We start from the raw sequence: 24,852 nt of genomic DNA, 5'->3' as shown, positions 1-24,852 counted from the left end.
ACTATAGATTGTTCAGGCGCGGAAAGCGAGAATTCACTGAAATCAGAGGGTTTCCTCCCTTTGCATGAGGCTTCCTAAGCCTTTCGTTGAATATCTCCCCCTGCCGACAACGTGTATATTCAGGCCCGCCTAACGGCTGTCGCCGGAGTGTGCTCCCATGTACGTGCCTCGTTCCCGCCTGTTCGATTTGCGACCACGCCTTGCGCGTCGGCTCGGGCTGATCGCGTTTGCGGGGCTGTCGGCAGTGGGGGCCCTGATGGTGCTTGCCTTCTGCGCCGTGGTGCTTGCGTTGATGCACAGCTGGCAGACCCTTAACGAGGGTGAGCCACTGGCCACGGTGGCGTCGAGTCTGGCGGCGGTGTGTGCCGCGTATCTGTGCGCCCGCCTGACGACAATCTTCTACGTGCCTGCTCCCGAGCCCGAGGGCATTCTCCTGCCGCCCGATGCGGCCCCCGAGTTTTACTGCCTGATGGACGATATCGGCAGCCATCTTGGTGCCGACCCAATTGATCGCGTGTGGATCACCCGCGACCCGAACGCGACAGTGCTGCAGCGTGCGCGCTGGGGCTGCGTGGGCCGCATCGAGTCTCACCTCCTGCTGGGGCTGCCGCTGGTGCATAGCGTTTCGCGCTCGCAGCTTGCGGCGGTCATGGCGCATGAGTTCGCCCATCTTGCCCTGCAGCGCAATGGGCTCGGAAAGCTCGGCGCACACGTGCGGGCATGGTGGTTTCGTGTGCTCGACGCAATGTGCGAGAGCATGCCCATCGTAGAAACCCTGGCCGATCGCGTCTTGCGCCGCTTCTACCGTGACATGCTGCGGCTCTCGCGCATCGAAGAGTTCGAGGCTGACGCCATTGCGGCAAAGCTGGTCGGGGCGGGGCTTCTCGGAGAGACCCTGGTCGAAGTAACGCTCAAGGAGCGCTTCCTGCGTCAGGATTACTGGCCCAAGGTCATGGCACAAAGCGAGAGCCGTGCCCGACCGAGCATCCGCCCCTACCGCGAGATGGGGCTGGGCGTGGAGACCGGGTTCCTGCGGCCGGCATCGGTGCGCGCAGTCACCGCGGTGCTGCTTGAGGACGAGGAAGACGTCTCCCTGCCATTTCATCCGTCGCTGCATCAGCGTCTGAGCGCGTTGAGGGTTCCGCTGCGCGCGGCCCAGGTCGACCGTCCGTCGGCCGCGAGGCACTACTTTGCGCCCCTTCTGCCATCGCTGGCGTGGGTGTTCGATCACGCATGGTGGCAGGACGTCCGTTCGGGCTGGCGCAGCCAGTACGCGCGCGCCCGGCGCAGCAGCCGTGACTAGGCGTTCGCGCGCTTGTCCAGGCTGCTGAGGCTGCCACCCGCCAGCTAAGCCGGGACGACCTGCGCCGCAGCTGCGCGCCCTCGTCGCTCTCAAAATCCACGCTGCTCTGCCAACAACGGTTTTTTTGACCGGGGTCGTCTTTGGGCGCGCGCCGGCGCGTTATGCTTTCAGCCGGAGATAACAGTAGGCCGAAGCCAAGTCCTTCGCCACAGGCGTGCAGCGTCGATGAAAAAACACATGATTGAACTGGGGAAACGACTGTTACGGCGGTGCGCCCCCCTGCTGCCGGCGAAGTGGCGTTTTTCGGCATACAGCAAGCTCATTCGCTGCGACGCCGAACTCTCCGACAAGATGGTGTTCAAGCTTGCCGAGACGCGCGAGGAGCTCGAAGCCTGTTTCCATCTGCTGCACGACGCCTATGTCGACGCCGGCTTCATGACGCCGGACCCCTCGGCCATGCGGGTCACGGTGTATCACGCATTGCCCACGACCTCTACGCTCCTGTGTCGCTATGGCGACCGCGTAGTGGGCACGCTGTCGCTGATTCGGGAGAGCGCATTGGGTTTTCCGATGCAGCGCATCTTCGATCTGGGTGGGGTCAGGCAGGCGGGCGGGAATGTTGCCGAGGTGTCGGCGCTCGCCATCGACCGCCGTTTTCGATCAGCAAGCGGCAAGATCCTGCTGCCGCTGATGAAATTCATGTACGAGTATGCGACGCGCCAGTTCGATACCCGCCACCTCGTCATTGCAGTGAACCCGCGGCATGTCGGCTTCTACGAGTCGGTGCTGTGCTTTCGCCGTCTGGCTCAGCACACCGTGGCGCATTACGATTTCGTCAATGGCGCGCCGGCGGTGGGTGCGTACCTGGATCTCGCTGCGGCCCCAGCGGAGTATCAACGTCGCTATGGGCGCATGCCGGCGTCCAAGAATCTGTTCCGGTATTTCACCGAAACGACCGTCCCCAATATTCACTTTCCCGAGAAGCGTTTCTATACGACGACTGACCCGGTGATGACGCCGGAGTTGATCGAATATTTCTTCAACGTCCGTACGCGCGTGTTTGCCGGATTGCGCATGGGCGAATTGCTCCTGCTGCACTCGATCTACGACTTGCCCGAGTACAAGCGCTGTCTGCCGCTGGTGCCCGACGACACCCCGCGCTCGGAGATGCGCAGGCGCACGCACAGGCGGTTTCCGGTCATGTGTCCGGGTGAGTTCAGTGCAGGCCTGCCCGGTCTGCGTCGCCGTTATCCGTTGAAGGTGTTCGAGTGCTCGGGATCCGGTTTTCGGGTGCGATCGGAGCGCAAGCTGCCCGTCGGCGTCAGTGGCGAAGTCTCGATCGAGCTGGGTGCGTCGGACCGCAGCAGGATGAAAGTCACCGTTCTTCGTCTCGGCTCGCATGACGAATGCATTGCGTTGATCCGCATCGACCATGCAGACCTGGCCTGGCGCAAGTTTGTCAGCGCATTGAGCCGCGCGCGAACGCATGACGAACTCGAAGAGGCGACGCGCTTTATTTGAGCGTGTTCTGGGGGCGGCGCTGGCGCGCCTCGTTGAGCTGCTCGCACAGACGACTGGCGCCGTCCAGGATGCGTGGCGTATGGCGCTGGATGATCGTCGGTGGGATGAAGAACAGATTGTCGCCCGCGACTGCGGAAATGCTCGGCCAGCGGCGCCACTGATCAAGCCATTCGGGACGGGCGTCTCCCATTCCGCTGGCGACGATCGCTTCCGGATTGGCCGCCAGCACCGACTCCGCGTTCACCGTCGGTGCCAGCTGGGGAAGATCGGCAAAGACGTTCTCTCCACCACACAGGCGGATGACGTCGCCAATCAGATGCTCGCCATTGATCGTCATCAACGGGCGGTCCCAGACCTGATAGAAGGTGCGCACCGGCGGCAGCGTCGAGTAGCGGCTGCGCAGTGATGTCAGACGCGCACGGAAGCGCGCTGCAGCAGTGCGCGCTTCGGCGGATGTCCCTGCGAGTTCGCCGAAGGTCTCCAGTGCGCGCGCCACATCGTCAAGGTTGCGCGGTTCGTTGATGAAGACCGGGATGCCAAGCGCGGACAGGCGATCGAGGTGGGCATTGCGGTTGCCGCTCTTCCATGCCACCACCAGGTCGGGTTTGAGCGCTGCAAGTGCTTCCATGTCGACGTTGGTGTAGCTGCCGACTTGGGGGAGTGCCTTGGCGGCCTCCGGGAAATCGCTGTACGACACCACGCCGACGACCTTGCTTCCGGCGCCTGCGGCAAAAAGCAGTTCGGTGAGATGTGGTGCGAGACTGACGATGCGCTGGGCCGGCTGCTTCAGGTGCAGCGCTGCACCCGTGTCATCGGTGATGCGGAGATCGGCAGCGACGGCAGCAAGACTCGATGTGGCACAGGCAACTGCGATGAGGCGTAGGGCGGTTTTCATCTTGAGAGATCCTTGATGCCCGGCGTATCCAGGGCGTCGGCGAGTCGCTGCCAGTCGGCTTCGAGCGCAGGGAGTCCGAAGCGCAGGCTCGCCGGCGAATCGAAGTGCCGCACAAGAATGCCATGCGTGGCGAGTCGGTGGCGGAGTGTGTCTGCATCGGGGTGTTCGAACCACTGAAACAGGGCTGGGCCGCGGGCATTGCCGAAACCGGCAGCATGCAGCAGCGCGCCAAGCCGTTGTCCCTGCGCGAGCAATCGGGTGCGGGCGCTTTCCTGCCATGCGTGGTCGCGTAGCGCAGCCTGCGTGACGATTCGGGCAGGGCCGCTCACGGCCCATGGTCCCAGGTGCTCTGCGAGTGCTGCGCGCAGTGCCCGCGGGCCGAGTACAAAACCGGTTCTGGCGCCGGCCAGTCCAAAGAACTTTCCGATCGAGCGCAGCACCACGAGGCCCGGGCGCCCTGCCTCGGCGGCGAGACTGTTGGACGGCGCCGTATCGATGAAGGCTTCGTCGATTACCAGCCAGCCGCCACGAGACGCAAGGCGGCGGTGCCACTCCAGCAGTTGCGCACGGTCGTAGTGTTCGCCCGAGGGGTTGTTCGGATTCACCAGCACGAGCACGTCGGTCGCATCGATGGCGGCGTCGATGCGACCGACGCTCGCGTCGATCCGTTGCAGTGTGGTGCCCCGCCACGCGTGCGGGTGTTCCGCATAGGTCGGACCGGGGATCGTGATGCGAGCCCCTGGGATCAGCGTCGGGAGCGACTGGATTGCGGCTTGCGAGCCGGCGACGGCAAGGAGTTGGTCCGTGCCGTAATAGTTTGCCGCAGCCGCTTCCAGGCCGTCATTGTCTTCCGGCAGCCTGTGCCAGGCGGACAGCGGAATCTCGGGCACAGGCCAGGGCGTGGGGTTGATGCCGGTCGAGAGGTCGAGCCAGTCCTGCAGCGGGATCCCGTAGTCGCTGGCTGCGCGGCGCAGCCGTCCGCCGTGCTCAAGCATGGAGGCGTTCCAGCGCGAGTGCGATCAGGCCGGCGACGGCGAGCCACAGCAGAATGCCGCGACGGACCAGGCTGACGGCCGCGCGGATGGCGCGCGCATCGGGCGCACTGCCTTCGCCGAGTTGAGGGCGAAGCTCCTCCTGTCCGTGGTAAATCGCTGCACCACCGAGCTTGAGATCGAGCGCTCCCGCGCCGGCGGCCATCACCGGTCCTGCGTTGGGGCTATCCCAGGAAGGTGCCTGTCTGCGCCAGCACTCAAGCGCCTGGCGGGTACGGCCAAGCGCGGCGTAGGTGAGCGCGGTGAGGCGGGCGGGAAGTGCGTTGAGGAGGTCGTCGATGCGGGCGGCAGCCCAGCCGAAACGAAGGTATTGCTGCGTGCGGTAGCCCCACATCGCGTCCAGCGTGTTGGCGAGGCGAAACAGCAGCACGCCGGGTCCGCCGGCGAGCAGAAACCAGAACAGGGCGCCGAAGACGGCGTCGTTGCCGTTTTCCAGCACGGATTCGGTGCCCGCACGGGCCACGCCCTCGGCATCGAGTACGCTGGTGTCGCGACTCACGATCCAGCTTGTACGCTGGCGTGCTTCATCCAGATTGCCTGCCTCAAGTGGCAGGGCGATGGCCTCGGCGTGTTCGGTGAGGCTGCGCCCGCCGAGCGCGAAGTACAGCAAGCCGATGTCGATCGGCCAGTGCGCCAGCGGATGCACGTCACGCACGAGCAGTGCCAGTCCGACCCAAGGGCCGACAGCAAGCAGCCACGCCAGCATGCCCGCCAGGCGGGACGCAGACCAGGCTCTGACCCTGGCTTCGACAGCATTCGACCAGCGCCCGAAGCCGACCAGCGGATGGTAGCGGGGCACTTCTCCAAACAGCCGGTCCAGAAGCAGGCCGGCGGCGAGTTTGAATACGATCAGCGTGAATACGGACATGGCGGGAGCGCGCCGGATTGCGGGCGCAGCGTATGCGGAAGCGGGGCTGGAGGGTACGACAAGCGGTGGCAGTATGGCAAAGGCTTGTCGTCAGCGCAGCGACTTCGGGGGGCTGCGGAGGGTTTCGAGGCGGGGCTTGAGGTGGTCTGACCGCGCAGGCCGTGCCGGCCCTGTGTCCTCAGCGCCCGTGGGGCGGGCGGGAAAGGTGAGTGTGAAAAACCTTCCGGACGGGCACGCATCTGCCCGTCCGGAAAGCAGCGGCGTTCAGCCGATCATGCCGGCGCCGACGGTGTTGTTGGTGCTTTCATCGATGATGATGAAGGCGCCGGTTGCACGGTTGGCTGCGTAACGGTCGGCAACGATGGGTTGTGCGAGCTTGAGCGTGAGGCGCGCGATGTCGTTCATGGCCAGGCTGGTGACAGGCTGCTGTTCGAGCGTGTTCACATCGAGGCGGTAGTCGATCTTGGCGATCTTGGCCTTGGCTTCGCGCGTGGTATGACGAACGAGATAGGTGCGGGCCGGCGACATCGGCGTCTCCGAAAGCCAGCACACGGTGGCGTCGATCTGCTTGACGGCTGCCGGCGCTTCGGCCGATTTCACGATCATGTCGCCGCGCGAGATGTCGATTTCGTCCTCGAGCAGCAGGGTGATGGACTGTTCGTGGATGGCGCGCTCAAGCTGTTCGGTGCCAATGCTGATGGCCTTGACCTTGCTTGAGGCGCCCGAGGGCAGCACCGTCACCGCGTCGCCGACGCGGATCTCGCCGGATTCGACACGGCCCATGAAGCCGCGATAGTCGTGCAGTTCGGGGTTGGCCGAGTCGTGCGGACGGCAGACGAACTGCACCGGGAGGCGGAAGTCCTCGGCTTTCTCGGTGTGGGCGGCGGGGGCGGCTTCGAGAATCTCGAGCAGGGTGGGGCCCTTGTACCAGCCGAGACGCGCGCCGCGATCGACGATCATGTCGCCGGCGAGTGCCGAGATCGGGATGAAGCGCACGTCCTTGATGCCGAGCTGGGCGGCGAAGGCGAGGTAGTCGGCCTTGATGCGCTCGAAGGTGGCTTCGTCGTAGTCGACGAGGTCCATCTTGTTCACCGCGACCAGCAGGTGGGGGATGCCGACCAGGCTGGCGAGGTATGAATGGCGACGGGTCTGCGTGAGTACGCCCTTGCGTGCATCGATGAGGATGATCGCAAGGTTGGCGGTCGACGCGGCGGTGACCATGTTGCGGGTGTACTGCTCGTGCCCGGGCGCGTCGGCGATGATGTACTTCCGTGTGCCGGTGGTGAAGTAGCGATAGGCGACATCGATGGTGATGCCTTGTTCGCGCTCTGCCTGCAGGCCGTCGGTGAGCAGCGAGAGGTCGACCGCGGTCATGCCGCGCTTGGCCGAGGTCTTCTCGATCGCGTTCATGGTGTCGGCGAGGATGGTCTTGGTGTCGAACAGCAGGCGGCCGATCAGGGTGCTCTTGCCGTCGTCGACGCTGCCGCAGGTCAGAAAGCGCAGCAGGCCGTTGTCGATCTCGGGCAGTTGTTCAAGTGCGGACATGGTCATTTTTCCTTCAAGCTTTCCAGAATTCGGTTGGTGCTTTGTTTTGTGCTGGATTGTGTGTGCTGCTAAGTCGCCGGGGCTGCATGAGGCATTCGTTCTGAAGGCTGCGGAACTCGCCCTGCGGGCTCGGACAGTCCTCACCTTCGCCACGAATGCCTCACACATCCCCGGCTCTTGTCCGGATGGCTCCGCAGTCAGAAGCGTCCTTTGCAGGGAGGCTGCGGTACGTCGAACCAAGCTTTGCTCTCGCCTCGCTCCCCGCTGTCTTTAACCCGGTTCAGGCACACACGTTCAGGTGGTGTGCTGGGTGTTTGTGCCGAGGGCGAGGACTGTCTGAGCGCAGCGAGTTCCGCAGCCCTCGGCACAAACACCCAGTGCGCTACCCCGGCACAACACGCAACTCACAAAGAACAAGCAACAAGCAACAAGCAACAAGCAACAAGCAACAAGCAACAAGCAACAAGCAACAAGCAACAAGCAATAGATCAGAAATACCCTTCCTTCTTGCGCTGCTCCATCGACGCCTCGGAGGTCTGATCGTCCATTCGCGTCGCGCCACGTTCGGTGATCGTCGTCGTTGCGGTCTCGGCAAGAATCTTCTCCACCGTGTCCGCGTCGGACTCAACCGGTGCCGTGCAGGTGATGTCACCCACGGTGCGGAAACGCACCAGCACTTGCTCGATCTTGTCGCCAGGCTTTGCCGGGGTCACGTCGGTCACCGGCTGCATCAGCCCGTTCTTGCGCACCACCGGGCGGGTGTGGGCGAAATAGATCGACGGCAGCTCAAGCTGCTCGCGGGCGATGTATTGCCACACGTCGAGCTCGGTCCAGTTGCTGATCGGGAAGGCGCGGATGTTCTCGCCCTTGTGCGATCGCGCGTTGTACAGGTTCCACAGCTCAGGGCGCTGGTTCTTCGGGTCCCACTGACCGAACTCGTCGCGGAAGCTCATGATCCGCTCCTTCGCCCGGGCCTTCTCCTCGTCCCGGCGGGCGCCGCCGATACACGCATCGAAACCGAATTCCTCGATGGCTTCGAGCAGCGTGACCGACTGATGCTTGTTGCGTGACTCATCGGCCGACTTCAGCACCACGGTGCCGCGCGCCATCGAATCCTCGACCGAGCGCACGATCAGGCGCTCGCCCAGTTCGGCGGCGCGCTTGTCGCGGAAGTCGGTCACTTCCTTGTAGTTGTGGCCGGTGTCGATGTGCATCAGCGGAAAGGGGAAGCGACCCGGGCGAAAAGCCTTCTCGGCGAGGCGCAGCAGGCAGATCGAATCCTTGCCGCCGGAAAACAGCAGCACCGGGTTTGCGCACTGGCCAGCCACCTCGCGCAGGATGTGGATTGCCTCGGCTTCAAGCCAGTCGAGGTGGGAGAGCGTCTGTTTGGTGAGAGTCGACATTGTTGCCTTACCGTTTCGAGAGTTGAGCGCCATCCGTCATGCGCAGGGCCCGCAGGGCGGCGCGCAGACCTGCACGGATTGCGAGGAAGCGTTGCTTCAGGGTGACGGTGAACATGTTCAGTCCTTTTTCACGTGAAGGCCGCATTCCTTGGAGGTGGGGTCTTCCCACCACCAGCGTCCGGCCCGGACGTCCTCGCCCACGGCAACGCCGCGGGTGCAGGGGGCGCAGCCGATGCTCGGGAAGAACTGGTCGTGCAGCGCGTTATAAGGCACTTCGTTCAGGCGCAGATAGGCCCAGACCTCGGCCTCGGTCCAGTCGGAGAGCGGATTGAGCTTCTCCAGGCCATTGCCGGCGTCGAACTCGCGCAGCGGCAGACCGCTGCGGGTCGTCGACTGGGCGGCGCGCTGACCGGTCACCCATGCCTTCTTGCCCGCCAGTGCCCTGCGCAGGGGCTCGACCTTGCGCACCTGGCAGCAGGCCTTGCGCAGCTCGACGGAGTCGTAGAAGGCGTTGATGCCCTCGGTGCGAACGTAGTGTTCAACCGCGGTAGCATCGGGAAAGAACACCTTGAGGCGGGTGCGATAGCGCTGCTCGACCTCGCCCATCAGCTTGTAGGTCTCGGCGGGCAGGCGTCCGGTGTCGAGCGAGAAGATTTCGACCTGCAGCTTGCGGCTGAGGATGATGTCGGTGAGCACCATGTCTTCGGCGCCAAAACTGTTGGCGAAGGTCACTTCGCCTTCGCTGCCGAGTTCGGCCACCACCGCCTGCAGCAGGTCAACGACCGCAGCGGTCTTGGCTACGACGCTTTCGCGCAGTTCCGGGGTGAGTTCGGGGTGGGTGGCCGGGTTGCGCGGTGCGCCACCGGTGCCGGGGCGCAGCATGGAGACGCTTGCGTTCATGCGGCCACCTTGCGCGCCAGTCGGCGGAACAGGGGCTCCGCACGATCCACTGCACCCTGGTAGGGCTCGGTGAAATCCCTGAAGCTCTCCAGTGCGATCTTGAGCTGCTCGGGCGTGTATCGACCGGCTGCCGGCTGCAGCGCGTCAAAACCGCAGCGGGTCAGGAAGAAGAACTGGTCGCGCAGCACTTCTCCGATGGCACGCAACTCACCGCCATAGCCGTGGCGGGCGCGCAGCAGGGTGGCGATGGAGTAGCCGCGACCGTCTGCAAACTTGGGGAAGTCGACCGCGATCAGCTGCAGCCGCAGCAGGTCGTCGGCAAGGGCTGCGGGGTCTTCGGTGCCGGCGAGCCACACGCCCAGCACGCCGGCCTCAGCCTGTGCGCCAAGCGCATCGCGGCGTGCGAGCCAGACTGCGAGCGGCACGATCACACGGCCGGCGGGCAGTTCGACGGTGGCTGCCTCCTCGCCTTCGGCGAGGCGGAGCACGGTCCAGTCGTCCTCATGGACGACGCCATTCTTGATGATCTCAGACATGGGCTTGCTTCCTTTCTTCGCGGTCTGCATAGACCTGCGTCTTGAACGGTTCTGCGCCGACACGGCGCACGGTATCGATGAAGCGCTCGTCGTCGTGGCGGTTGGCGGTATAGGTCTGAACCAGCGAGCTGACGACGTCCGGCATTTCGTCTGCGGCGAAGGACGGGCCGATGACCTTGCCGAGCGAGGTGTCGTTGCCTTGGTCGCCACCGATGCTTACCTGGTACCACTCCTGGCCGTTCTTATCCACGCCGAGCACGCCGATGTGACCGACGTGGTGGTGACCGCAGGCATTCATGCAGCCGGAGATGTTGATCTCGATCTCACCGATGTCGTGCAGGTAGTCGAGGTCGTCGAAGCGGGCCTGGATGGCGTTGGCGATCGGGATCGACTTGGCATTGGCCAGCGCACAGAAATCGCCGCCGGGACAGGCGATGATGTCGGTCAGCAGGCCGATGTTCGGGGTGGCGAGACCGGCCTCGCGCGCGCCTTCCCAGACGGCGAACAGGTCCGACTGCCGGACGTCGGCCAGTACCATGTTCTGCTCGTGGGTGACACGGACTTCGCCGAAGCTGAAGGCATCGGCAAGCGCGGCCACGCTGTCGAGCTGATCGGCGGTGATGTCGCCCGGTGCAATGCCGGGCTTCTTCAGCGACAGCACCACGCTGGCGTAACCAGGCTGCTTGTGAGCGCGCACGTTGCGTCTCGCCCAGGCTGCGAAGGCCTTGTTTGCCGCGAGCTGGGCGGTGTAGCCCGCGTCGGATGCCGGCAGCGTCTCGTAGGACGGATCGACGAAGTGGTCGGCGACGCGGTGCACTTCTTCCACGGTCAGCGTCGACGGGCCGCCCTTGAGGTGAGCAAACTCCGCCTCGACCTGGCTGCGGAAGGCGTCGATGCCGAGCGCCTTCACCAGGATCTTGATGCGGGCCTTGTAGGCATTGTCGCGGCGACCGTTGAGGTTATAGACGCGCAGGATGGCCTCGCAGTAGCTGAGGATGTCCTGCCACGGCACGAAGGACGAGATCTCTTCGCCGATGATCGGCGTACGGCCAAGGCCGCCCCCAACCAGCACGCGAAAGCCGATCGTGCCTTCGGCACTGCGCTTGAGGTCGAGGCCGATGTCGTGCACCTGGATGACTGCGCGGTCTTCCTTCGCACCGTTGACGGCGATCTTGAACTTGCGCGGAAGAAAGGCGAACTCTGGGTGGAAGGTGCTCCACTGGCGCACGATCTCGCACCACGGACGCGGATCGATCTCCTCGTCGGCTGCGACTCCCGCGAAGGGGTCGGAGGTGACGTTGCGGATACAGTTGCCCGAGGTCTGGATGGCGTGCATCTGCACGGTGGCCAGCTGGGCGAGGATCTCCGGCACATCTTCCAGCTTCGGCCAGTTGAACTGCATGTTCTGGCGCGTGGTGAAGTGGCCGTAGCCGCGGTCGTAGGTGCGCGCGATATGGCCGAGCATGCGGACCTGATCGGCGCGCAGATTGCCGTAGGGCACGGCGATACGCAGCATCGGGGCGTAGCGCTGGATGTAGAGGCCGTTCTGCAGGCGCAGCGGGCGGTATTCGTCCTCGCCGAGTTCGCCTGCCAGATAGCGTTGCGTCTGATCACGGAACTGGGCAACCCGTTCATCCACAATGCGCTGATCGTATTCGTCGTATTGGTACATCACGTCTCTCTGGTTGCGGTCGGCGCCACCTCTGCGGGGCCGGCCTTGCATCTGATTTACGAGCGCCCGGCGGATGCGCCTGCAGGTGGCTCATGTTGCGTTGCATCGTAGTCGGGATGTTTAGGTTCATAAAGGGGGTTTGCGTTAGACTTTAAGAAGAATTGGTTATTTAGAGAATGCCATGAACCTGCAGCAACTGCGTTACATCCATGAAGTGGCCCGGCGTGGTCTCAACGTTTCCGATGCCGCTGATGCCCTGTTTACCTCGCAACCCGGCGTCTCCAAGCAGATCCGCCTGCTCGAGGCCGAACTCGGCATCGAGATCTTTGCGCGTCATGGCAAACGTCTGGTGGCGGTGACCGAGCCTGGTCGGGCCGTGCTCGGCATTGCCGAGCGCATGCTGGCCGACATGGACAACCTGCAGCAGGTCGGCCAGGAGTTCGCCAACGAGCATGCGGGCAGTCTCTCGATCGCGACCACGCACACTCAGGCGCGCTATGCCTTGCCACGGGTGATCCGCGACTTCATGCGCCGCTACCCGCAGGTCAAGCTCTCGCTGCACCAGGGCAACCCCCGCCAGGTGTGCGAGATGGTGCTCGACGGCACGGCCGACATCGCGCTCGCGACCGAGGCCATCTCGGAATACGACGAACTCGTGATGCTGCCCTGCCACCAGTGGAACCGCTGTGTGGTCGCCGCGCCCCGCCATCCGATCCTGAAAGAGCAGCCGCTGACGCTTGAGGCGATTGCCCGTTACCCGCTGATTACCTACGACGACGCCTTCACCGGACGTGGGCAGATCAACAAGGCATTTCTCGGGCGTGGTCTCAAGCCCAATCTGGTGCTGACCGCAATCGACTCCGATGTGATCAAGACGTATGTGGCGATGGACCTCGGGATCGGCATTCTCGCGCGCATGGCCTACGACCCCGCAGTCGACCGCGATCTCGGCATGATCGACGCCGCCCACCTGTTTGAATCCAGCACCACCCGCATCGGGCTGCGCCGTCGCGCCTGGCTGCGCGGTTATGTGTACGCCTTCATCGAGGGCTTCGCGCCCCACCTCACGCGACGCATGGTCGAAACGGCCTTGAGTGGCACGGCGGACAACTACCAGCTCTAGGAGGCGATCTCCCCGAAGCGCTCCGCTGCCGAGCTCGCCAGACAGAGCATCAGCGCGACACGTGCTTTCGAGGGCGACAGCGTGCCCGCGTTGAGCAGGCCCGCGGGGCCATGGCCCGCACCGACGCTCCCCTGTGCAACCCGACTGGCGCGAACCACTGCGCAGCCGTTCGCGATTGCGCGTTCGACCGCCGGCAGCCAGCTGTCGGGCAGGCTGCCGTGGCCCGCACAGGCCAGCACGGCACCGCGCAGCCCGGCGTCGACCGCGGCGTCGAGGAGCATGGGCGAGGCGCCGGCCGTGAGGTAGAAGACTTCCACCGCGAGCGGCCAGCGCGCAGCGTCGACGGCTGCCAGGGGCAGCACGCCACGGTCAAACTCATGGGACGGGCGGCGCAGACGCGGCGGATTGGCCCAGCCCAGCGCGCCGGTTTCGGGGCTGCCGACGCCTTCCACGGCCCGCGTGTGCCACTTGCTCACCTCGCGCGCTGCGAAGACGCGGTCGTTGACGGCGACCAGGGTGCCGAGGCCGCGAAATTCGGCGGATCCGGCCACGCTGACCGCAGCGAAGAGATTCATCGGCCCGTCCGCAGAGAGTGCGGTGGCCGGCCGCATGGCGGCGGTCAGAACCACCGGCTTGTCTGTGCCAAGGGTCAGATGGAGGAAGAAGGCCGTCTCCTCAAGGGTGTCGGTGCCGTGGGTGATGACGATGCCGTCGATGTCGCGCTGCTCGGCGAGGCTTTGCACGCGCTGCGCCAGGGTAAGCCAGTGCGCGGGGGTCATGTCCTTGCTGTCGAGCGCGAACAGCGTTTCGGGCCGGATGTCGGCGATCGCTTCAAGGCCGGGAACGGCTTCGAGCAGCGCCGCGACCTTGATCGCGCCGGCCGCATAACCCGTGGTGTCGCTTGCCGACGTTGCCGCGCCTGCGATCGTGCCACCGGTGGCGATCAGTGCAATGCTGGGCTTGTGGTTCATTCGAGTGGTTCGTCGTTGGGGTTTCTGAACAGTGCCCGCATGGCATCGGACAGCGGAAATTCAAGATTCAGACCGTGCGCGGGAATGGGCTGTGTGAACCATTGAGCATAGAGCCTTTCCGCTTCGCCACTGCGCATGCTCGCGACGATTGCCTCATCCACGACGCGCTTGAAGGCGAGATCGCCCTTTTTCAGCATGCAGGCGTAGGCCTCGAAGGATTTCGGTTTGCCGGTGACGTGCCAGTCTGCGGGCCTTGCCGCCTTGGCGCGGGCACCGTACAGAAGCGCATCGTCCATCATGTAGGCGCTCGCGCGCCCGGCCTCGAGGGTGGCGAAAGCGTCGTCGTGGTCGCGTGCCGACAGTATCGTCATCGCGATCTCGCGTTCGGCGTTGAGCCGATACAGCAACTGGTCCGACGTTGTGCCGGCGGTGGTCACCACGCGCTGGCCGCCAAGATCATCGAAATCGTGAATCTTGCTGTTGCTGCGGGTCAGGAGTCGGGTGCCGGCGATGAACAGGGTGTTGGAAAAGGTCGCGAGGCGCTCGCGGTCTTGATTGTGCGTCGTCGAGCCGCACTCGAGGTCGATGCGCCCGCTGTCGACCAGCAGGAAGCGATTCTGCGAAGTGATCGGCACCAGCCTGATCTCGAGCTTCTTCAGACCGAGGTGACGCTGCACCGCTTCCACGATTCGAAGCGCAAACTCGTGCGAGTAGCCCTGGACCTTGCCGTTTGCGTCGAGATAGGAAAACGGCGCAGACGATGCGCGGTAGCCAAGGTGGATGACGCCCTCGGCGCGAATGCGATCGAGCGTGCCGGGCGCAGCAAGGGATGCCGTAGCAGCGAGAAGCGCGCCCAGGAAAAGGGCAAGCCGGAAGAAACGGTTCATGCGATCGGATCGGTTCGGGTAGGTCTGCAGTGTAGCCGCTCGCGGGCGAAGCTCGAAATGCGCCCCGCTCAGTCCCGGAACGCGGTGATGCGACGTTCGCGTTCCTGCTCTAGCAGGCGGGCGGCGGCATCGGAGGGCACGCCAAGCGTTTCGAGTACCGACCCTGCGAGCTTGAGGCTCGACTCCAGCGTTTCCGGCACCACCGAGCTGGCGCCTGCCTCGCGCAGGGCCAGTGCATGTTTTTCGTCGCGCGCACGGGCGATGATGCGGATGTGCGGCATGGTCTGGCGTACGCCCTTGACCGCATGGATGGCGGCGGCGACATGGTCCATCGTCAGCACCACCGCCTGCGCCCGGTCCAGGCGCAGGCGGCGCAGCAGTTCGGGCCGGCTTGCATCGCCGTAGATGACCGGCACGCCATCCTTGCGTTGCCGTGCGACGAGTTTGGCGTCGCTCTCGATGGCCAGATGCGGCACGCCCTGTTCGGCCAGCAACTGCCCCACCATCTGCCCGACGCGGCCATAACCGGCGATGATGACGTGACCGCGCATCTCACCGAATTCGTCGGTATCGAGCGTTTCGCGCTGAACCTGACGGCGCTCGAAATGGGCACCGATCAGGCTCCCCAGGCGAGCCACGAGCGGGGCTGCAAGCATGCTCAGGCCGACCACCAGAAGCATGAACTGCCCTGTGTCGCGCGGCAGGACGTTGAAGGACAGCGCCAGTCCGATCACGATGAAGGCGAACTCGCTGCCCTGGCCCAGCAGCAGTCCGCCTTCGGCCGCACGTCCCCAGGTGAGACCGAACGCGCGCAGCAGAAAGAAGATGATGGCGCCCTTGATCAGGATCAGTCCGACCACCGACAGTGGCGTCCACAGCGGCTCCGCGACCAGCGCGCGGAGGTCGATGCCCATGCCGACCGAGAGGAAGAAGAGGCCCATCAGCAGGCCCTTGAAGGGCTCGATGGTGACCTCGACCTCGTGTCTGAATTCGGTTTCAGCAATGATCAGGCCCGCCAGCAGCGCGCCCAGCGCCATCGATAGTCCTGCGGCCCAGGTGAGCGCTGCAACGCCCAGGGTGGACAGCAGGGTGAGCGCCATGAAGGTGTCGGGCTGGCGGTTTGCCGCAATCTGGTGGAATACCGGGCGCACCACCCGGCGTCCGACAAGGTAGATCACCCCGACCGTCACCAGTCCCTTTACCGCAGCGGTGCCGAGCAGCATGCCGAAACTGCCGCCGCCGTCGTTGGCGCCAAGGATGCTGATCAGGACAAGCAGCGGCACCACGGCCAGATCCTGCAGCAGCAGGATGGCAAAGGCCGCCTGGCCGAGCGGCGTGCCCAGTTCGCGGCGCTGGATCAGCAACTGCATCACGATGGCGGTGGACGAGAAGGCCAGTGCGAGACCGAGTACAACAGAGGCTTCGGTACCGTGCTCGAACCCGACCGCCACCACGACGATCACGAGTGCCGTGATCCCGACCTGCATGCTGCCAAGACCGAACACCAGCTTGCGCATCGACCACAGGCGGTCGATCGACATCTCGAGCCCGATCATGAACATGAGGAAGATCACCCCCAGTTCGGCAAGCGTCTCGACGTCGTCCTGGCGCGAAAAGGTGACGTAACTCAGCCACGGCGTTGTTTCGCTGAAACTTGCCAGCCCGTAGGGGCCGAGCAGTGTTCCCACGGCCAGGAAACCGAGTACCGGATTGATGCGCAGTCGTGCCAGGAGCGGAATCAGGATTCCCGACAAGGCGAGGAAGAGGATGGTCTCCTTCAGGAACGGGAAGGCGGCGTGTGCTTCCATGAATGTGCTGCGACTTTGTCGTTGGTATGCCCCGCAGTGTAATGCAAGCCCGCCATGTGCCGGGGCGCGGGTGTGCGGAAACGCAGGCGGGGCATTCGCGTGTCGGGGAATTGCCGTCGTTGTTGCTTATTACGTTGATGCTGTTTGCGCACCGTAAGCGTCGTTCAAATGCAGAGTTGCGGCGTCAGAGGGAGGATTTAACGGCCTTTCTGGTGCTTTTTGCATATATTGAAGGCCTGATACATCTTGCTCCGGATACCCAGCGAGTCATGAAGAGCCGATATTCCCGCTCCATTCGAATTGCCGCTTTGCCGCTGTTTCTGGCGCTTGCACTTCCGGTTCAGGCGGACACGGTCAAGGCCAGCCGATACTACGAGGACGGTCTGTCCCGCTACGGCAAGCAGGATCTGCCAGGGGCGATCATCCAGCTCAAGAACGCGTTGCAGCAGGATCGAAACATGCTCGCCGCGCATCTGCTGCTGGCCAAGGCCTATCTTGCAGACGGCGACGTGGGGCCGGCCGAGGTGGCATTCCGGGAAGCGCTCAAGCTGGGGGTGAATCGTGCCGAAGTGGCGGTGCCGCTGGGGCGCATCTATCTGATGCAGGGCAAGCCGCAGGTGCTGATCGACACGATTCCTGCCGACGGTCTGCCTGCTGCGACGCGGCTGGAAGTCCTGGTGCTGCGAGGCAAGGCCTACGCTGCGCTGGGCAAGTCTGCCGAGGCCACGCGCGCCTTCGCCGATGCTCGTGCGATAGACCCTGCTTCTGTCATGCCACTGGTGGCTGAAGTTCCGGTTCTGATCGCTGCGGGCAAGGGGGGCGAAGCCCGGGGCATGGCAAACCGTGCCGTTGAACTGGCGCCCGACAGCGCGGAGGCGCTGAATGCACGTGCCTCGGTTGCACATGCCGCGGGAGAACTGGCGGATGCGCTCAGGGACTACGAACGGGCGATTGCGGTCCAGCCCGACCACCTGGATGCGCGCGTCGCGCGAGCGGGCATCCTGATTGACCTTGGTCGCGACCCGGAGGCAGACAAGGACCTCACCGCACTTGCGGCGTTTGCGCCGTCGGAGCCGCGTGTCGCGTATCTGCGCGCGCTGCTTGCCGGACGGCGGGGTGACTCCCTGGCTGCCGCCTCGCATCTCGAGAATGTCGCAAGGCTGGTCGATGCGCTGCCAGTGGAATGGGTTGCCGGCCAGGAGCAGCTGCTGATGACTGGCGCGCTGGCGCATCACGCCGGGCGCCAGTATGAAAAGGCACGCAAGTACCTTGATGTGCTGACGTCGCGCTACCCGCGCAACATGGGGGCACGCAAGCTGCTTGCTGCCGTTTATGTCGATACTGCTGATTACCCACGCGCGATAAGCCTGCTGGAGCACGTGCTGCGGGCGCAATCCGACGATCCCCAGGCATTGCACCTGCTCGGCCGGGCCTATCTCGGGCAGCAGCGCTATTCCAAGGCTTCCGGCCTGCTCGAACGCGCACTTGCACTTGGCGGCGGCGATGCGGGTTTGCGTGCATCCCTGGGTTTCAGCCAGCTGGGTGAGGGCAAGTCGGATGCTGCGGCCGGCAATCTGCAGGCGGCGTTCGACAAGGCGCCCGGTGACCTTACGCTCGCAATGCCGCTTGCCAACCTGTACATGCGCCAAGGCGACATCAAGATGGCGCTCGCCGTTGCGCAGCGTCTGAATGACGCCCTTCCGCGCAACCCGGCGGCGCTCAACCTGCTGGGGGTCGTGAGAGGGGCGAGCGCAGACCTTGCGGGCGCGCGTCGCGCCTATGCCGAGGCCCTGCAGCACGATGCGGGCTTCATGTCCGCACGCCTGAATCTTGCGCGCCTCGATGTTGAGGAGGGGCGTTTCGCCGAAGCCAGGAAAGCCTACGCCGACATGCTTCGTGTCAACCGGCGCGATGCGACCGCAATGTACGAATCAGCCTTGCTCGAGCGGCGAGCGGGACGCCTCGACGAGGCGCTGCGCTGGAGCGAAAAGGCCGCAGCAGAGCAGCCCGGTGACGCGAGAATCGGCCTGGGCCTGATCGAGATGCGCTCGGCCAAGGGCGACAAGCTGGGCGCTCGCGATGCCGCACGGGCGCTCTCGGTCCGGCAGCGCGACGACCTGGGGGTACTCGAAGCGCTTGCGCGCACCGAGATCGATGTCGGTGCGCTCAAGGATGCGCAGCAGGTGCTCAAGGACATGACGCGCCTGGCCGAATACGATCCGGCTGCGCTGGTCAGGGTTGGCTATCTGCAGCTGGCAGCGTCTGACCTCAGCGGTGCAGCCTACAGCGCACAAAAAGCCCTTCAGGGGCGGGCGAAGGATGCGGGAGCAATGATCCTCGCGACCGAGGCTGCCCTGGCTGCGAAGGATTTCGACGGAGCCGAAAAACGGGCCGCAGCGCTGCGCGCCGCACATCCTTCGAACGCAAAGGGGTTTCTGCTGACGGGAGACATCGCTCACGCGCGCAAGGACTTCAAGGCCGCGGCCAGTGCGTATCGGCAGGCATTCGCGTTGGCGCCGTCGACCGAGTCCGTGCTGCGGCAGGTCAATGTCTTCATCGCACAGCGTGATCCGAAAGGCGGAATTCCTCCCCTCATGCAGTGGCTCAAGACGCACCCGGACGACGACCTGGCCAGACGGGCGCTGGCCGACCTTCATGCGCAGGCGCGAGACTGGTCCGCAGCGAAAGCCGAGTACATGAAACTCGTGAACAAGGGCGTTGCCGATGCCGGTGTTTATAACAACCTTGCCAATGTCCTGATCGAGTTGCGCGACCCAGCCGCAGTCTCGATGGCTGAGCAGTCGGTTGCCCGTGGGCCGGAAAGCGGAACCGCGCGCGATACGCTGGGCTGGGCGCTCGCGAGCCAGAACCGCTTCGAAGAGGCATTGCCCCATTTGCGTGAGGCCCGTCTGCGCCTGCCCGACAGCGCGGATATCAAGTGGCACCTCGGCTACGTGCTGGCACAAATGGGAAGGCAGTCAGAGGCACGGCGGGAGCTCGAATCGGCCCTCGCGAATGGGCGCTTCTTTGACGGTGAAACCGAGGCGCGCGAATTGCTCCGTAACGTGAGCCGATAGCGGTGAGTGAAAGTGTCGAGTATTTTTACATTCGCGTTTTTTTGGCGTTTTGTTGTGAATTTAAGTTGTTGAAAAATAGAGGAATCTAGCTTTTGGCGCGATTTTTGCTCAAAACAGCCAAAATGCAGAGGGGTTCAAAATGAAAAAATGCACCGCAGTTGCGCTTCTTGTGTCGGGGCTGTCGGCCTTCAGTGGCGCGGCGTCGGCCGCCTGGAACTGGGATCTGAGCTGCGGAGATTTTGCCTGCAGCCAGATGCCCTCCGATTCGCAAACGAGTAATCCGGCGGGAGGCCCTTCCGTAACGGTCACCGGTTGGAGCGGTGCCAGTTCGGGGAGTGTGCTTTCCAAGGGCTATATCGAGAGCTGGAACGGGGTCGGCGTCCAGTACAGCGGTGAGTCGTCTCAAAGCCCGAACCACGCGATGGACAACAAAGACAGGTTCGAGTCGGTACTGCTGGACTTCAGTGCTGACGTCCAGCTTGATTCCGTTGGCTTGGGTTGGGTATACAACAACGATAGCAGGCGCTCCGATTTCTTCGTTCTTGCATACACTGGATCAACCGCGTTCAGCGGCGACCTGACGGGCAAGAGTTACTCCGATCTGCTGTCGCTCGGCAGCGGATGGACGCTGGTCGGAAACTATGGCGGTAGCGGTCAGGGAGGCTATACGCTGAGTCCCGGTGCGACCTATTCCAGTTTCTGGCTGATCGGTGCAGGCGCGGTGAGCGGCACCTCGGTCGGGTATGGCAGCAACAACTACTACGACTATATGAAGGTCGCCAGCGTAGGCGGGACTGTGAAGCCGAACACGCCGGGCGGTTCGGTACCCGAGCCCGGTTCGCTCGCGCTGGCAGGGCTCGGTGTGCTGGGCTTGATCGGCATGCGTCGCCGCAAGTCCGAACGCTGAGTTGAGCAATGCTTCATCCGGAACGGCGCCATCCCGGCGCCGTTTTTCGTTGACTCAGTCTGCGGTCTGCTCGCCGTCCTCCTGTTGCTGCAGCATCCACATCTGCGCATAGGCGCCCGCGCGCGCCAGCAGTGCGCCATGCCTGCCGCGCTCCACGATGCGGCCCTGATCAAGCACGATGATCTCGTCGGCGTTCATGACCGTCGATAGCCGGTGGGCGATGACCAGTGCGGTGCGTCCGCTTGCGGCCAACTCGATCTGCGCCTGTATGGCTTTTTCCGTTTTCGAATCGAGGGCCGAGGTGGCTTCGTCGAAAATCAGGATCGCAGGGTTCTTGAGCAGGGCGCGGGCGATGGCGACGCGCTGCTTCTCGCCGCCCGAGAGCTTCAGTCCGCGCTCCCCCACGCGTGTTTCGTAACCGTCGGGCAGGCGCTGGATGAATTCGGTCAGCTGGGCGGCGCGCGCGGCGGCGTCGACCTCTTCGCGGCTGGCGCTCGGCCGGCCGTACTGGATGTTGTAGAACAGCGTGTCGTTGAACAGCACCGTGTCCTGAGGAACGATGCCGATCGCCGCGTGCAGGCTGTCCTGGGTGAGCTGGCGCAGGTCGTGGCCATTGACGCGGATCGCGCCCGACTGCACGTCGTAGAAGCGGTACAGCAGGCGCGCAAGTGTCGATTTGCCTGACCCCGAGTGTCCGACGATGGCGACCGTGCGCCCTGCGGGGACTTCGAAGTCGAGGTCGTGCAGGATGGGGCGCTTGGCATCGTAGGCAAAGCCGACGTGTTCGAAGCGAACGCTCGCCGGACCGGGGGGCAAGGTGAGTGCGTCAGGTGCGTCGGCGATCTCCTGGTGCTCGTGCATGAGTCCGAACATGCGCTCGATGTCGGTGAGTGCCTGGCGCAGTTCGCGATACATCATCCCGAGGAAATTGAGCGGGATATAGAGCTGGATCATGAAGGCATTGACCAGCACGATGTCGCCGATGGTCATCTCGCCGCTTGCAACCCGGCTGGCGGCCTGCCACATCATCGCCGTCACCCCGACCGCGATGATCGCAGCCTGCCCGACATTCAGTCCCGACAGCGAGTACTGGTTGGTGATCTGCGCCGAGGTCCATTTTGCGAGTTCCTGATCATAGCGGGCGGCCTCGTATGCTTCGTTGTTGAAGTACTTCACCGTTTCGTAGTTGATCAGGCTGTCGATGGCGCGCGCATTGGCGGCCGAGTCGAGTTCATTGGCCTGTCGCCGCAGCGCTGTCCGCCAGTTGGTGACCTTGACCGTGAATACGATATAGGCGGTCAGGGTTGCGAGCGTGATGAGCGCAAACACGGCGTCGTACTCCACCAGCAGGATGCCCATGACGAGGCCGATTTCAACCAGCGTGGGGAGGATCGAGTACAGGGTGTAGCTGATCAGGGAGTTGATGGAGCGGGTGCCGCGTTCGATGTCGCGGGTGAGGCCGCCGGTCTGGCGCTCCAGATGAAAGCGCAGGCTGAGGGCGTGCAGATGACGGAACAGTTGCAGGGTGATCTCGCGTACAGCCTGCTGCGTGACCCGTGCAAACACGATCTGCCGCAACTCGGTGAACAGCGACGTGGAAAAGCGCAGCACGCCATAAGCCAGCAGCACGGCAGCCGGAACCACGATGAGGGCCTGCCCTTCGGTCAGTGTGAGCGCGTCGATCAGGTGCTTGAAAGTGATCGGAACGGTGACGTTGGCGCCCTTGGCGGCCAGCAGGCAAGAAAGGGCAAAGATCACCCGGTACTTGTACGCCCAGATGAAGGGCATGAGATTCTTGATCGTCTGCCAGTCCCTGCGTTCGCCGGTTTCGGGGGCGGGGAGGGCGGTCGCGGAGGCGCGTCTCATTGAATGGGATGGTCCTGTTGTGTGATCGGGAGGGCGCGGCTACAGCGTGTGATCGTCCAGCGCGAGCCTTGCGGCCAGCCCGATGAAGAGCACGCCCGCCATGCGCTCGAGCCAGATGCTGGCCCGTCCATGGCGCGCCAGCGCCCTGCCGAGCATCCCCGCTGCGGATGCAATCGCACCGAACACGAAGATGGTCTGTAACGCGAAGACCGCGCCGAGCGCGATCATCTGTGCGGTTGCGCCGCCGTCCTCCGCGCGCACGAATTGTGGCAGGAAAGCGAGGAAGAAGAGCGCGACTTTCGGATTGATGGCGTTTGCAATGAAGCCCCTGCGCACCTGGCTCGCCCATGGGGCGGGCGTACTGCCGCCATTGCGCACAACCTGCGCAACACGTGCGTTGATCAGGGTCTGGATGCCGATCCAGCACAGATAGCCGGCACCCGCCAGTTTGAGGGCCGCAAACACGGTCGGAGACGATGCCAGTGCCGCGCTCACGCCAAGCGCTGCCCACAGCGTATGTGTGAAGCACCCCAGCGCGCATCCCACCGCGATGCCGAACCCGGCGGCGCGGCCGCGCGCAAGGCTCTGCCCCAGGACCATGAGGTTGTCCGGCCCGGGAGCGAGCGTAATGAGTACAGAGACGGCGAGAAAGGCAGCAAGAGTGTCAAAGGCGGGCATGGGCTGTTCCTGTACGATCGGGTCATTCTGTTGGCCGCCGGAGTCCTGCGTCAATCCGGTGCGAAGAACGCGCCGGCGAACGGCAGATGCCCGCAGAGCGTCTATTTCAAACTTTTTTTGCAGAATGGTTTGACAAGCCGGGAAACCGCCACTATAGTGCGTGGCTTCGCGCTTGGAGGGGTTCCCGAGCGGTCAAAGGGATCAGACTGTAAATCTGACGGCTCTGCCTTCGAAGGTTCGAATCCTTCCCCCTCCACCAAGCACATTTCGTTGTGCTGTTGTAGATTGCGGCACGCGAAGCGGTTGTAGTGAGTCAGCTGGCGTTTGGCATGTGCGGGTGTAGCTCAATGGTAGAGCAGAAGCCTTCCAAGCTTATGACGAGGGTTCGATTCCCTTCACCCGCTCCAGCAGTTTGTTGTAGTACAGGTTTCGGCGCCCTTGTAGCTCAGTGGTAGAGCACTCCCTTGGTAAGGGAGAGGCCACGTGTTCAATCCACGTCAAGGGCACCACATCTATCTGCCTCGTCAAGCGTGACGGTGTCGGAGTCATCGCTTCGAAATTTCTGATTCTGATTAAAAGGTATCGATATGGCTAAGGGTAAGTTTGAGCGTACGAAGCCGCACGTAAACGTTGGCACCATTGGTCACGTTGACCATGGCAAGACCACGCTGACGGCGGCAATCACGACGATTCTGTCGAAGAAGTTCGGTGGCGAGGCCAAGGACTATGCGTCGATCGACAGCGCGCCTGAAGAAAAGGCACGCGGTATCACGATCAACACCGCACACGTCGAGTACGAAACCGAGAATCGTCACTACGCTCACGTTGACTGCCCGGGTCACGCTGACTACGTGAAGAACATGATTACCGGTGCTGCGCAGATGGACGGCGCGATCCTGGTGTGTTCGGCCGCTGACGGCCCGATGCCCCAGACTCGCGAGCACATTCTGCTGGCGCGTCAGGTTGGTGTTCCGTACATCATCGTGTTCCTGAACAAGTGCGACATGGTCGACGACGAAGAGCTGCTTGAGCTCGTCGAGATGGAAGTTCGCGAGCTGCTGTCCAAGTACGACTTCCCGGGCGACGATGTGCCCATCGTCAAGGGTTCGGCGCTGAAGGCGCTCGAGGGTGACCAGTCGCCGATCGGCGAGCCGGCCATTTTCGAACTGGCTGCTGCGCTTGACAGCTACATCCCGACGCCTGAGCGTGCAATCGACAAGCCCTTCCTGCTGCCGATCGAAGACGTGTTCTCGATCTCCGGTCGCGGTACCGTGGTGACCGGTCGTGTTGAGCGCGGTGTCGTCAAGGTCGGTGAAGAAATCGAAATCGTGGGTATCAAGGCCACGGTCAAGACCACCTGTACCGGCGTTGAAATGTTCCGCAAGCTGCTTGACCAGGGTCAGGCTGGCGACAACGTTGGCGTGCTGCTGCGCGGCACCAAGCGTGAAGACGTCGAGCGTGGCCAGGTGCTGTGCAAGCCGGGTTCGATCAAGCCGCACACCCACTTCACGGGTGAGGTGTATGTACTGTCGAAGGAAGAGGGTGGTCGTCACACCCCGTTCTTCGCGAACTACCGTCCGCAGTTCTACTTCCGTACCACGGACGTGACCGGTTCGATCACGCTGCCGGAAGGCACCGAGATGGTCATGCCGGGCGACAACGTGTCGATCACCGTCAAGCTGATCGCCCCGATCGCCATGGAAGAAGGTCTGCGCTTCGCAATCCGCGAAGGTGGCCGTACTGTTGGCGCCGGTGTCGTCGCCAAGATCATCGAGTAATCGCCTCGGCGATTGATCGATCAGGAGCGCATCCGAAAGGATGCGCTTTGTAGTCTCTGCTG

At 63.7% G+C, this 24,852-nt stretch carries 19 protein-coding genes and 3 tRNA genes; 9 read left to right on the top strand and 13 right to left on the bottom strand.

All coding sequences use genetic code 11. The features are described from left to right. Positions 1-157: 157 nt before the first annotated feature. Positions 158-1,303, top strand: a complete 1,146-nt coding sequence (locus CEW83_RS12070; protein ID WP_108949562.1) for a M48 family metallopeptidase — start codon at positions 158-160, stop codon at positions 1,301-1,303. A 237-nt stretch (positions 1,304-1,540) separates the two neighbouring features. After that, positions 1,541-2,824 carry an N-acyl amino acid synthase FeeM domain-containing protein gene (locus CEW83_RS12065; RefSeq protein WP_234418791.1) on the top strand — a complete coding sequence of 428 codons (1,284 nt, stop codon included), beginning with the start codon at positions 1,541-1,543 and terminating at the stop codon, positions 2,822-2,824. On the opposite strand, the gene CEW83_RS12060 is transcribed toward CEW83_RS12065, so the two are convergent. The 8 genes from CEW83_RS12060 to CEW83_RS12025 form a co-directional block, all read right to left on the bottom strand. Continuing rightward, complete coding sequence (locus CEW83_RS12060) at positions 2,817-3,719, bottom strand: cobalamin-binding protein (RefSeq protein WP_108949560.1); 903 nt, start codon at positions 3,717-3,719, stop codon at positions 2,817-2,819. The genes CEW83_RS12065 and CEW83_RS12060 overlap by 8 nt on opposite strands. Then, the gene (gene cobD, locus CEW83_RS12055; RefSeq protein WP_108949559.1) at positions 3,716-4,714 is read right to left on the bottom strand and encodes a threonine-phosphate decarboxylase CobD; all 999 of its coding nucleotides are present in this window, start codon (positions 4,712-4,714) and stop codon (positions 3,716-3,718) included. Before cobD ends, CEW83_RS12060 begins: the two co-directional genes overlap by 4 nt. After that, on the bottom strand, positions 4,707-5,639 hold the full coding sequence (gene cbiB / locus CEW83_RS12050; protein ID WP_108949558.1) for an adenosylcobinamide-phosphate synthase CbiB: 933 nt from the start codon (positions 5,637-5,639) through the stop codon (positions 4,707-4,709). Before cbiB ends, cobD begins: the two co-directional genes overlap by 8 nt. A 264-nt stretch (positions 5,640-5,903) precedes the next feature. Beyond that, positions 5,904-7,184 carry a sulfate adenylyltransferase subunit CysN gene (gene cysN / locus CEW83_RS12045; RefSeq protein ID WP_108951374.1) on the bottom strand — a complete coding sequence of 427 codons (1,281 nt, stop codon included), beginning with the start codon at positions 7,182-7,184 and terminating at the stop codon, positions 5,904-5,906. Between the two features lie 488 nt (positions 7,185-7,672). Further along, positions 7,673-8,587: a sulfate adenylyltransferase subunit CysD gene (gene cysD / locus CEW83_RS12040; protein WP_108949557.1), complete on the bottom strand. Its 915-nt coding sequence runs from the start codon at positions 8,585-8,587 to the stop codon at positions 7,673-7,675. Positions 8,588-8,704: 117 nt separating this feature from the next. Next, a complete protein-coding gene (locus CEW83_RS12035; RefSeq protein WP_108949556.1) occupies positions 8,705-9,487 on the bottom strand; it encodes a phosphoadenylyl-sulfate reductase in 783 nt (260 codons plus the stop codon). Continuing rightward, the gene (locus CEW83_RS12030; protein WP_108949555.1) at positions 9,484-10,023 is read right to left on the bottom strand and encodes a DUF934 domain-containing protein; all 540 of its coding nucleotides are present in this window, start codon (positions 10,021-10,023) and stop codon (positions 9,484-9,486) included. The genes CEW83_RS12035 and CEW83_RS12030 overlap by 4 nt, the downstream gene beginning before the upstream one ends. Next, positions 10,016-11,695 (bottom strand): nitrite/sulfite reductase, encoded by a 1,680-nt coding sequence (locus tag CEW83_RS12025; RefSeq protein ID WP_108951373.1) that lies wholly within the window; start codon positions 11,693-11,695, stop codon positions 10,016-10,018. Before CEW83_RS12025 ends, CEW83_RS12030 begins: the two co-directional genes overlap by 8 nt. 181 nt (positions 11,696-11,876) lie before the next feature. On the opposite strand from CEW83_RS12025, the gene cysB reads away from it, so the two are divergent. Next, positions 11,877-12,818: an HTH-type transcriptional regulator CysB gene (gene cysB, locus CEW83_RS12020; protein ID WP_108949554.1), complete on the top strand. Its 942-nt coding sequence runs from the start codon at positions 11,877-11,879 to the stop codon at positions 12,816-12,818. On the opposite strand, the gene CEW83_RS12015 is transcribed toward cysB, so the two are convergent. The 3 genes from CEW83_RS12015 to CEW83_RS12005 all read right to left on the bottom strand — a co-directional run bounded on the left by CEW83_RS12015 (position 12,815) and on the right by CEW83_RS12005 (position 16,484). Then, a complete protein-coding gene (locus CEW83_RS12015) occupies positions 12,815-13,789 on the bottom strand; it encodes an asparaginase (protein ID WP_108949553.1) in 975 nt (324 codons plus the stop codon). The genes cysB and CEW83_RS12015 overlap by 4 nt on opposite strands. After that, positions 13,786-14,676 carry a transporter substrate-binding domain-containing protein gene (locus tag CEW83_RS12010; RefSeq protein WP_108949552.1) on the bottom strand — a complete coding sequence of 297 codons (891 nt, stop codon included), beginning with the start codon at positions 14,674-14,676 and terminating at the stop codon, positions 13,786-13,788. Before CEW83_RS12010 ends, CEW83_RS12015 begins: the two co-directional genes overlap by 4 nt. Before the next feature lie 68 nt (positions 14,677-14,744). Further along, the gene (locus tag CEW83_RS12005; RefSeq protein ID WP_108949551.1) at positions 14,745-16,484 is read right to left on the bottom strand and encodes a cation:proton antiporter; all 1,740 of its coding nucleotides are present in this window, start codon (positions 16,482-16,484) and stop codon (positions 14,745-14,747) included. A gap of 269 nt (positions 16,485-16,753) precedes the next feature. Here CEW83_RS12005 and prsT point away from each other — a divergent pair, with 269 nt between their 5' ends. Beyond that, positions 16,754-19,561 (top strand): XrtA/PEP-CTERM system TPR-repeat protein PrsT, encoded by a 2,808-nt coding sequence (prsT, locus tag CEW83_RS12000; protein ID WP_159099451.1) that lies wholly within the window; start codon positions 16,754-16,756, stop codon positions 19,559-19,561. Positions 19,562-19,700: 139 nt separating this feature from the next. Next, complete coding sequence (gene xdp1, locus CEW83_RS11995; RefSeq protein WP_108949549.1) at positions 19,701-20,468, top strand: exosortase-dependent surface protein XDP1; 768 nt, start codon at positions 19,701-19,703, stop codon at positions 20,466-20,468. A 54-nt stretch (positions 20,469-20,522) separates the two neighbouring features. On the opposite strand, the gene CEW83_RS11990 is transcribed toward xdp1, so the two are convergent. Further along, on the bottom strand, positions 20,523-22,334 hold the full coding sequence (locus CEW83_RS11990) for an ABCB family ABC transporter ATP-binding protein/permease (RefSeq protein WP_108949548.1): 1,812 nt from the start codon (positions 22,332-22,334) through the stop codon (positions 20,523-20,525). Between the two features lie 39 nt (positions 22,335-22,373). Then, positions 22,374-23,012, bottom strand: coding sequence for a LysE family translocator (locus CEW83_RS11985; protein ID WP_108951372.1), 639 nt, complete (start codon positions 23,010-23,012; stop codon positions 22,374-22,376). A 174-nt stretch (positions 23,013-23,186) separates the two neighbouring features. Between CEW83_RS11985 and CEW83_RS11980 the strand changes: the two genes are divergently transcribed. The 4 genes from CEW83_RS11980 to tuf all read left to right on the top strand — a co-directional run bounded on the left by CEW83_RS11980 (position 23,187) and on the right by tuf (position 24,790). Continuing rightward, positions 23,187-23,271, top strand: a tRNA-Tyr gene (locus CEW83_RS11980). Positions 23,272-23,345: 74 nt separating this feature from the next. Further along, positions 23,346-23,419, top strand: a tRNA-Gly gene (locus tag CEW83_RS11975). A gap of 27 nt (positions 23,420-23,446) precedes the next feature. Then, a tRNA-Thr gene (locus CEW83_RS11970) sits at positions 23,447-23,521 on the top strand. A gap of 78 nt (positions 23,522-23,599) precedes the next feature. After that, a complete protein-coding gene (tuf, locus tag CEW83_RS11965; protein ID WP_108949536.1) occupies positions 23,600-24,790 on the top strand; it encodes an elongation factor Tu in 1,191 nt (396 codons plus the stop codon). Positions 24,791-24,852 lie beyond the last annotated feature (62 nt).

The sequence above is a fragment of the Parazoarcus communis genome (genome assembly GCF_003111645.1).
Taxonomy (GTDB): Bacteria; Pseudomonadota; Gammaproteobacteria; order Burkholderiales; family Rhodocyclaceae; genus Parazoarcus; species Parazoarcus communis_A.
Note: the sequence above shows the minus strand (reverse complement) of the source record. Positions and strands in the feature narration are given on the sequence as shown.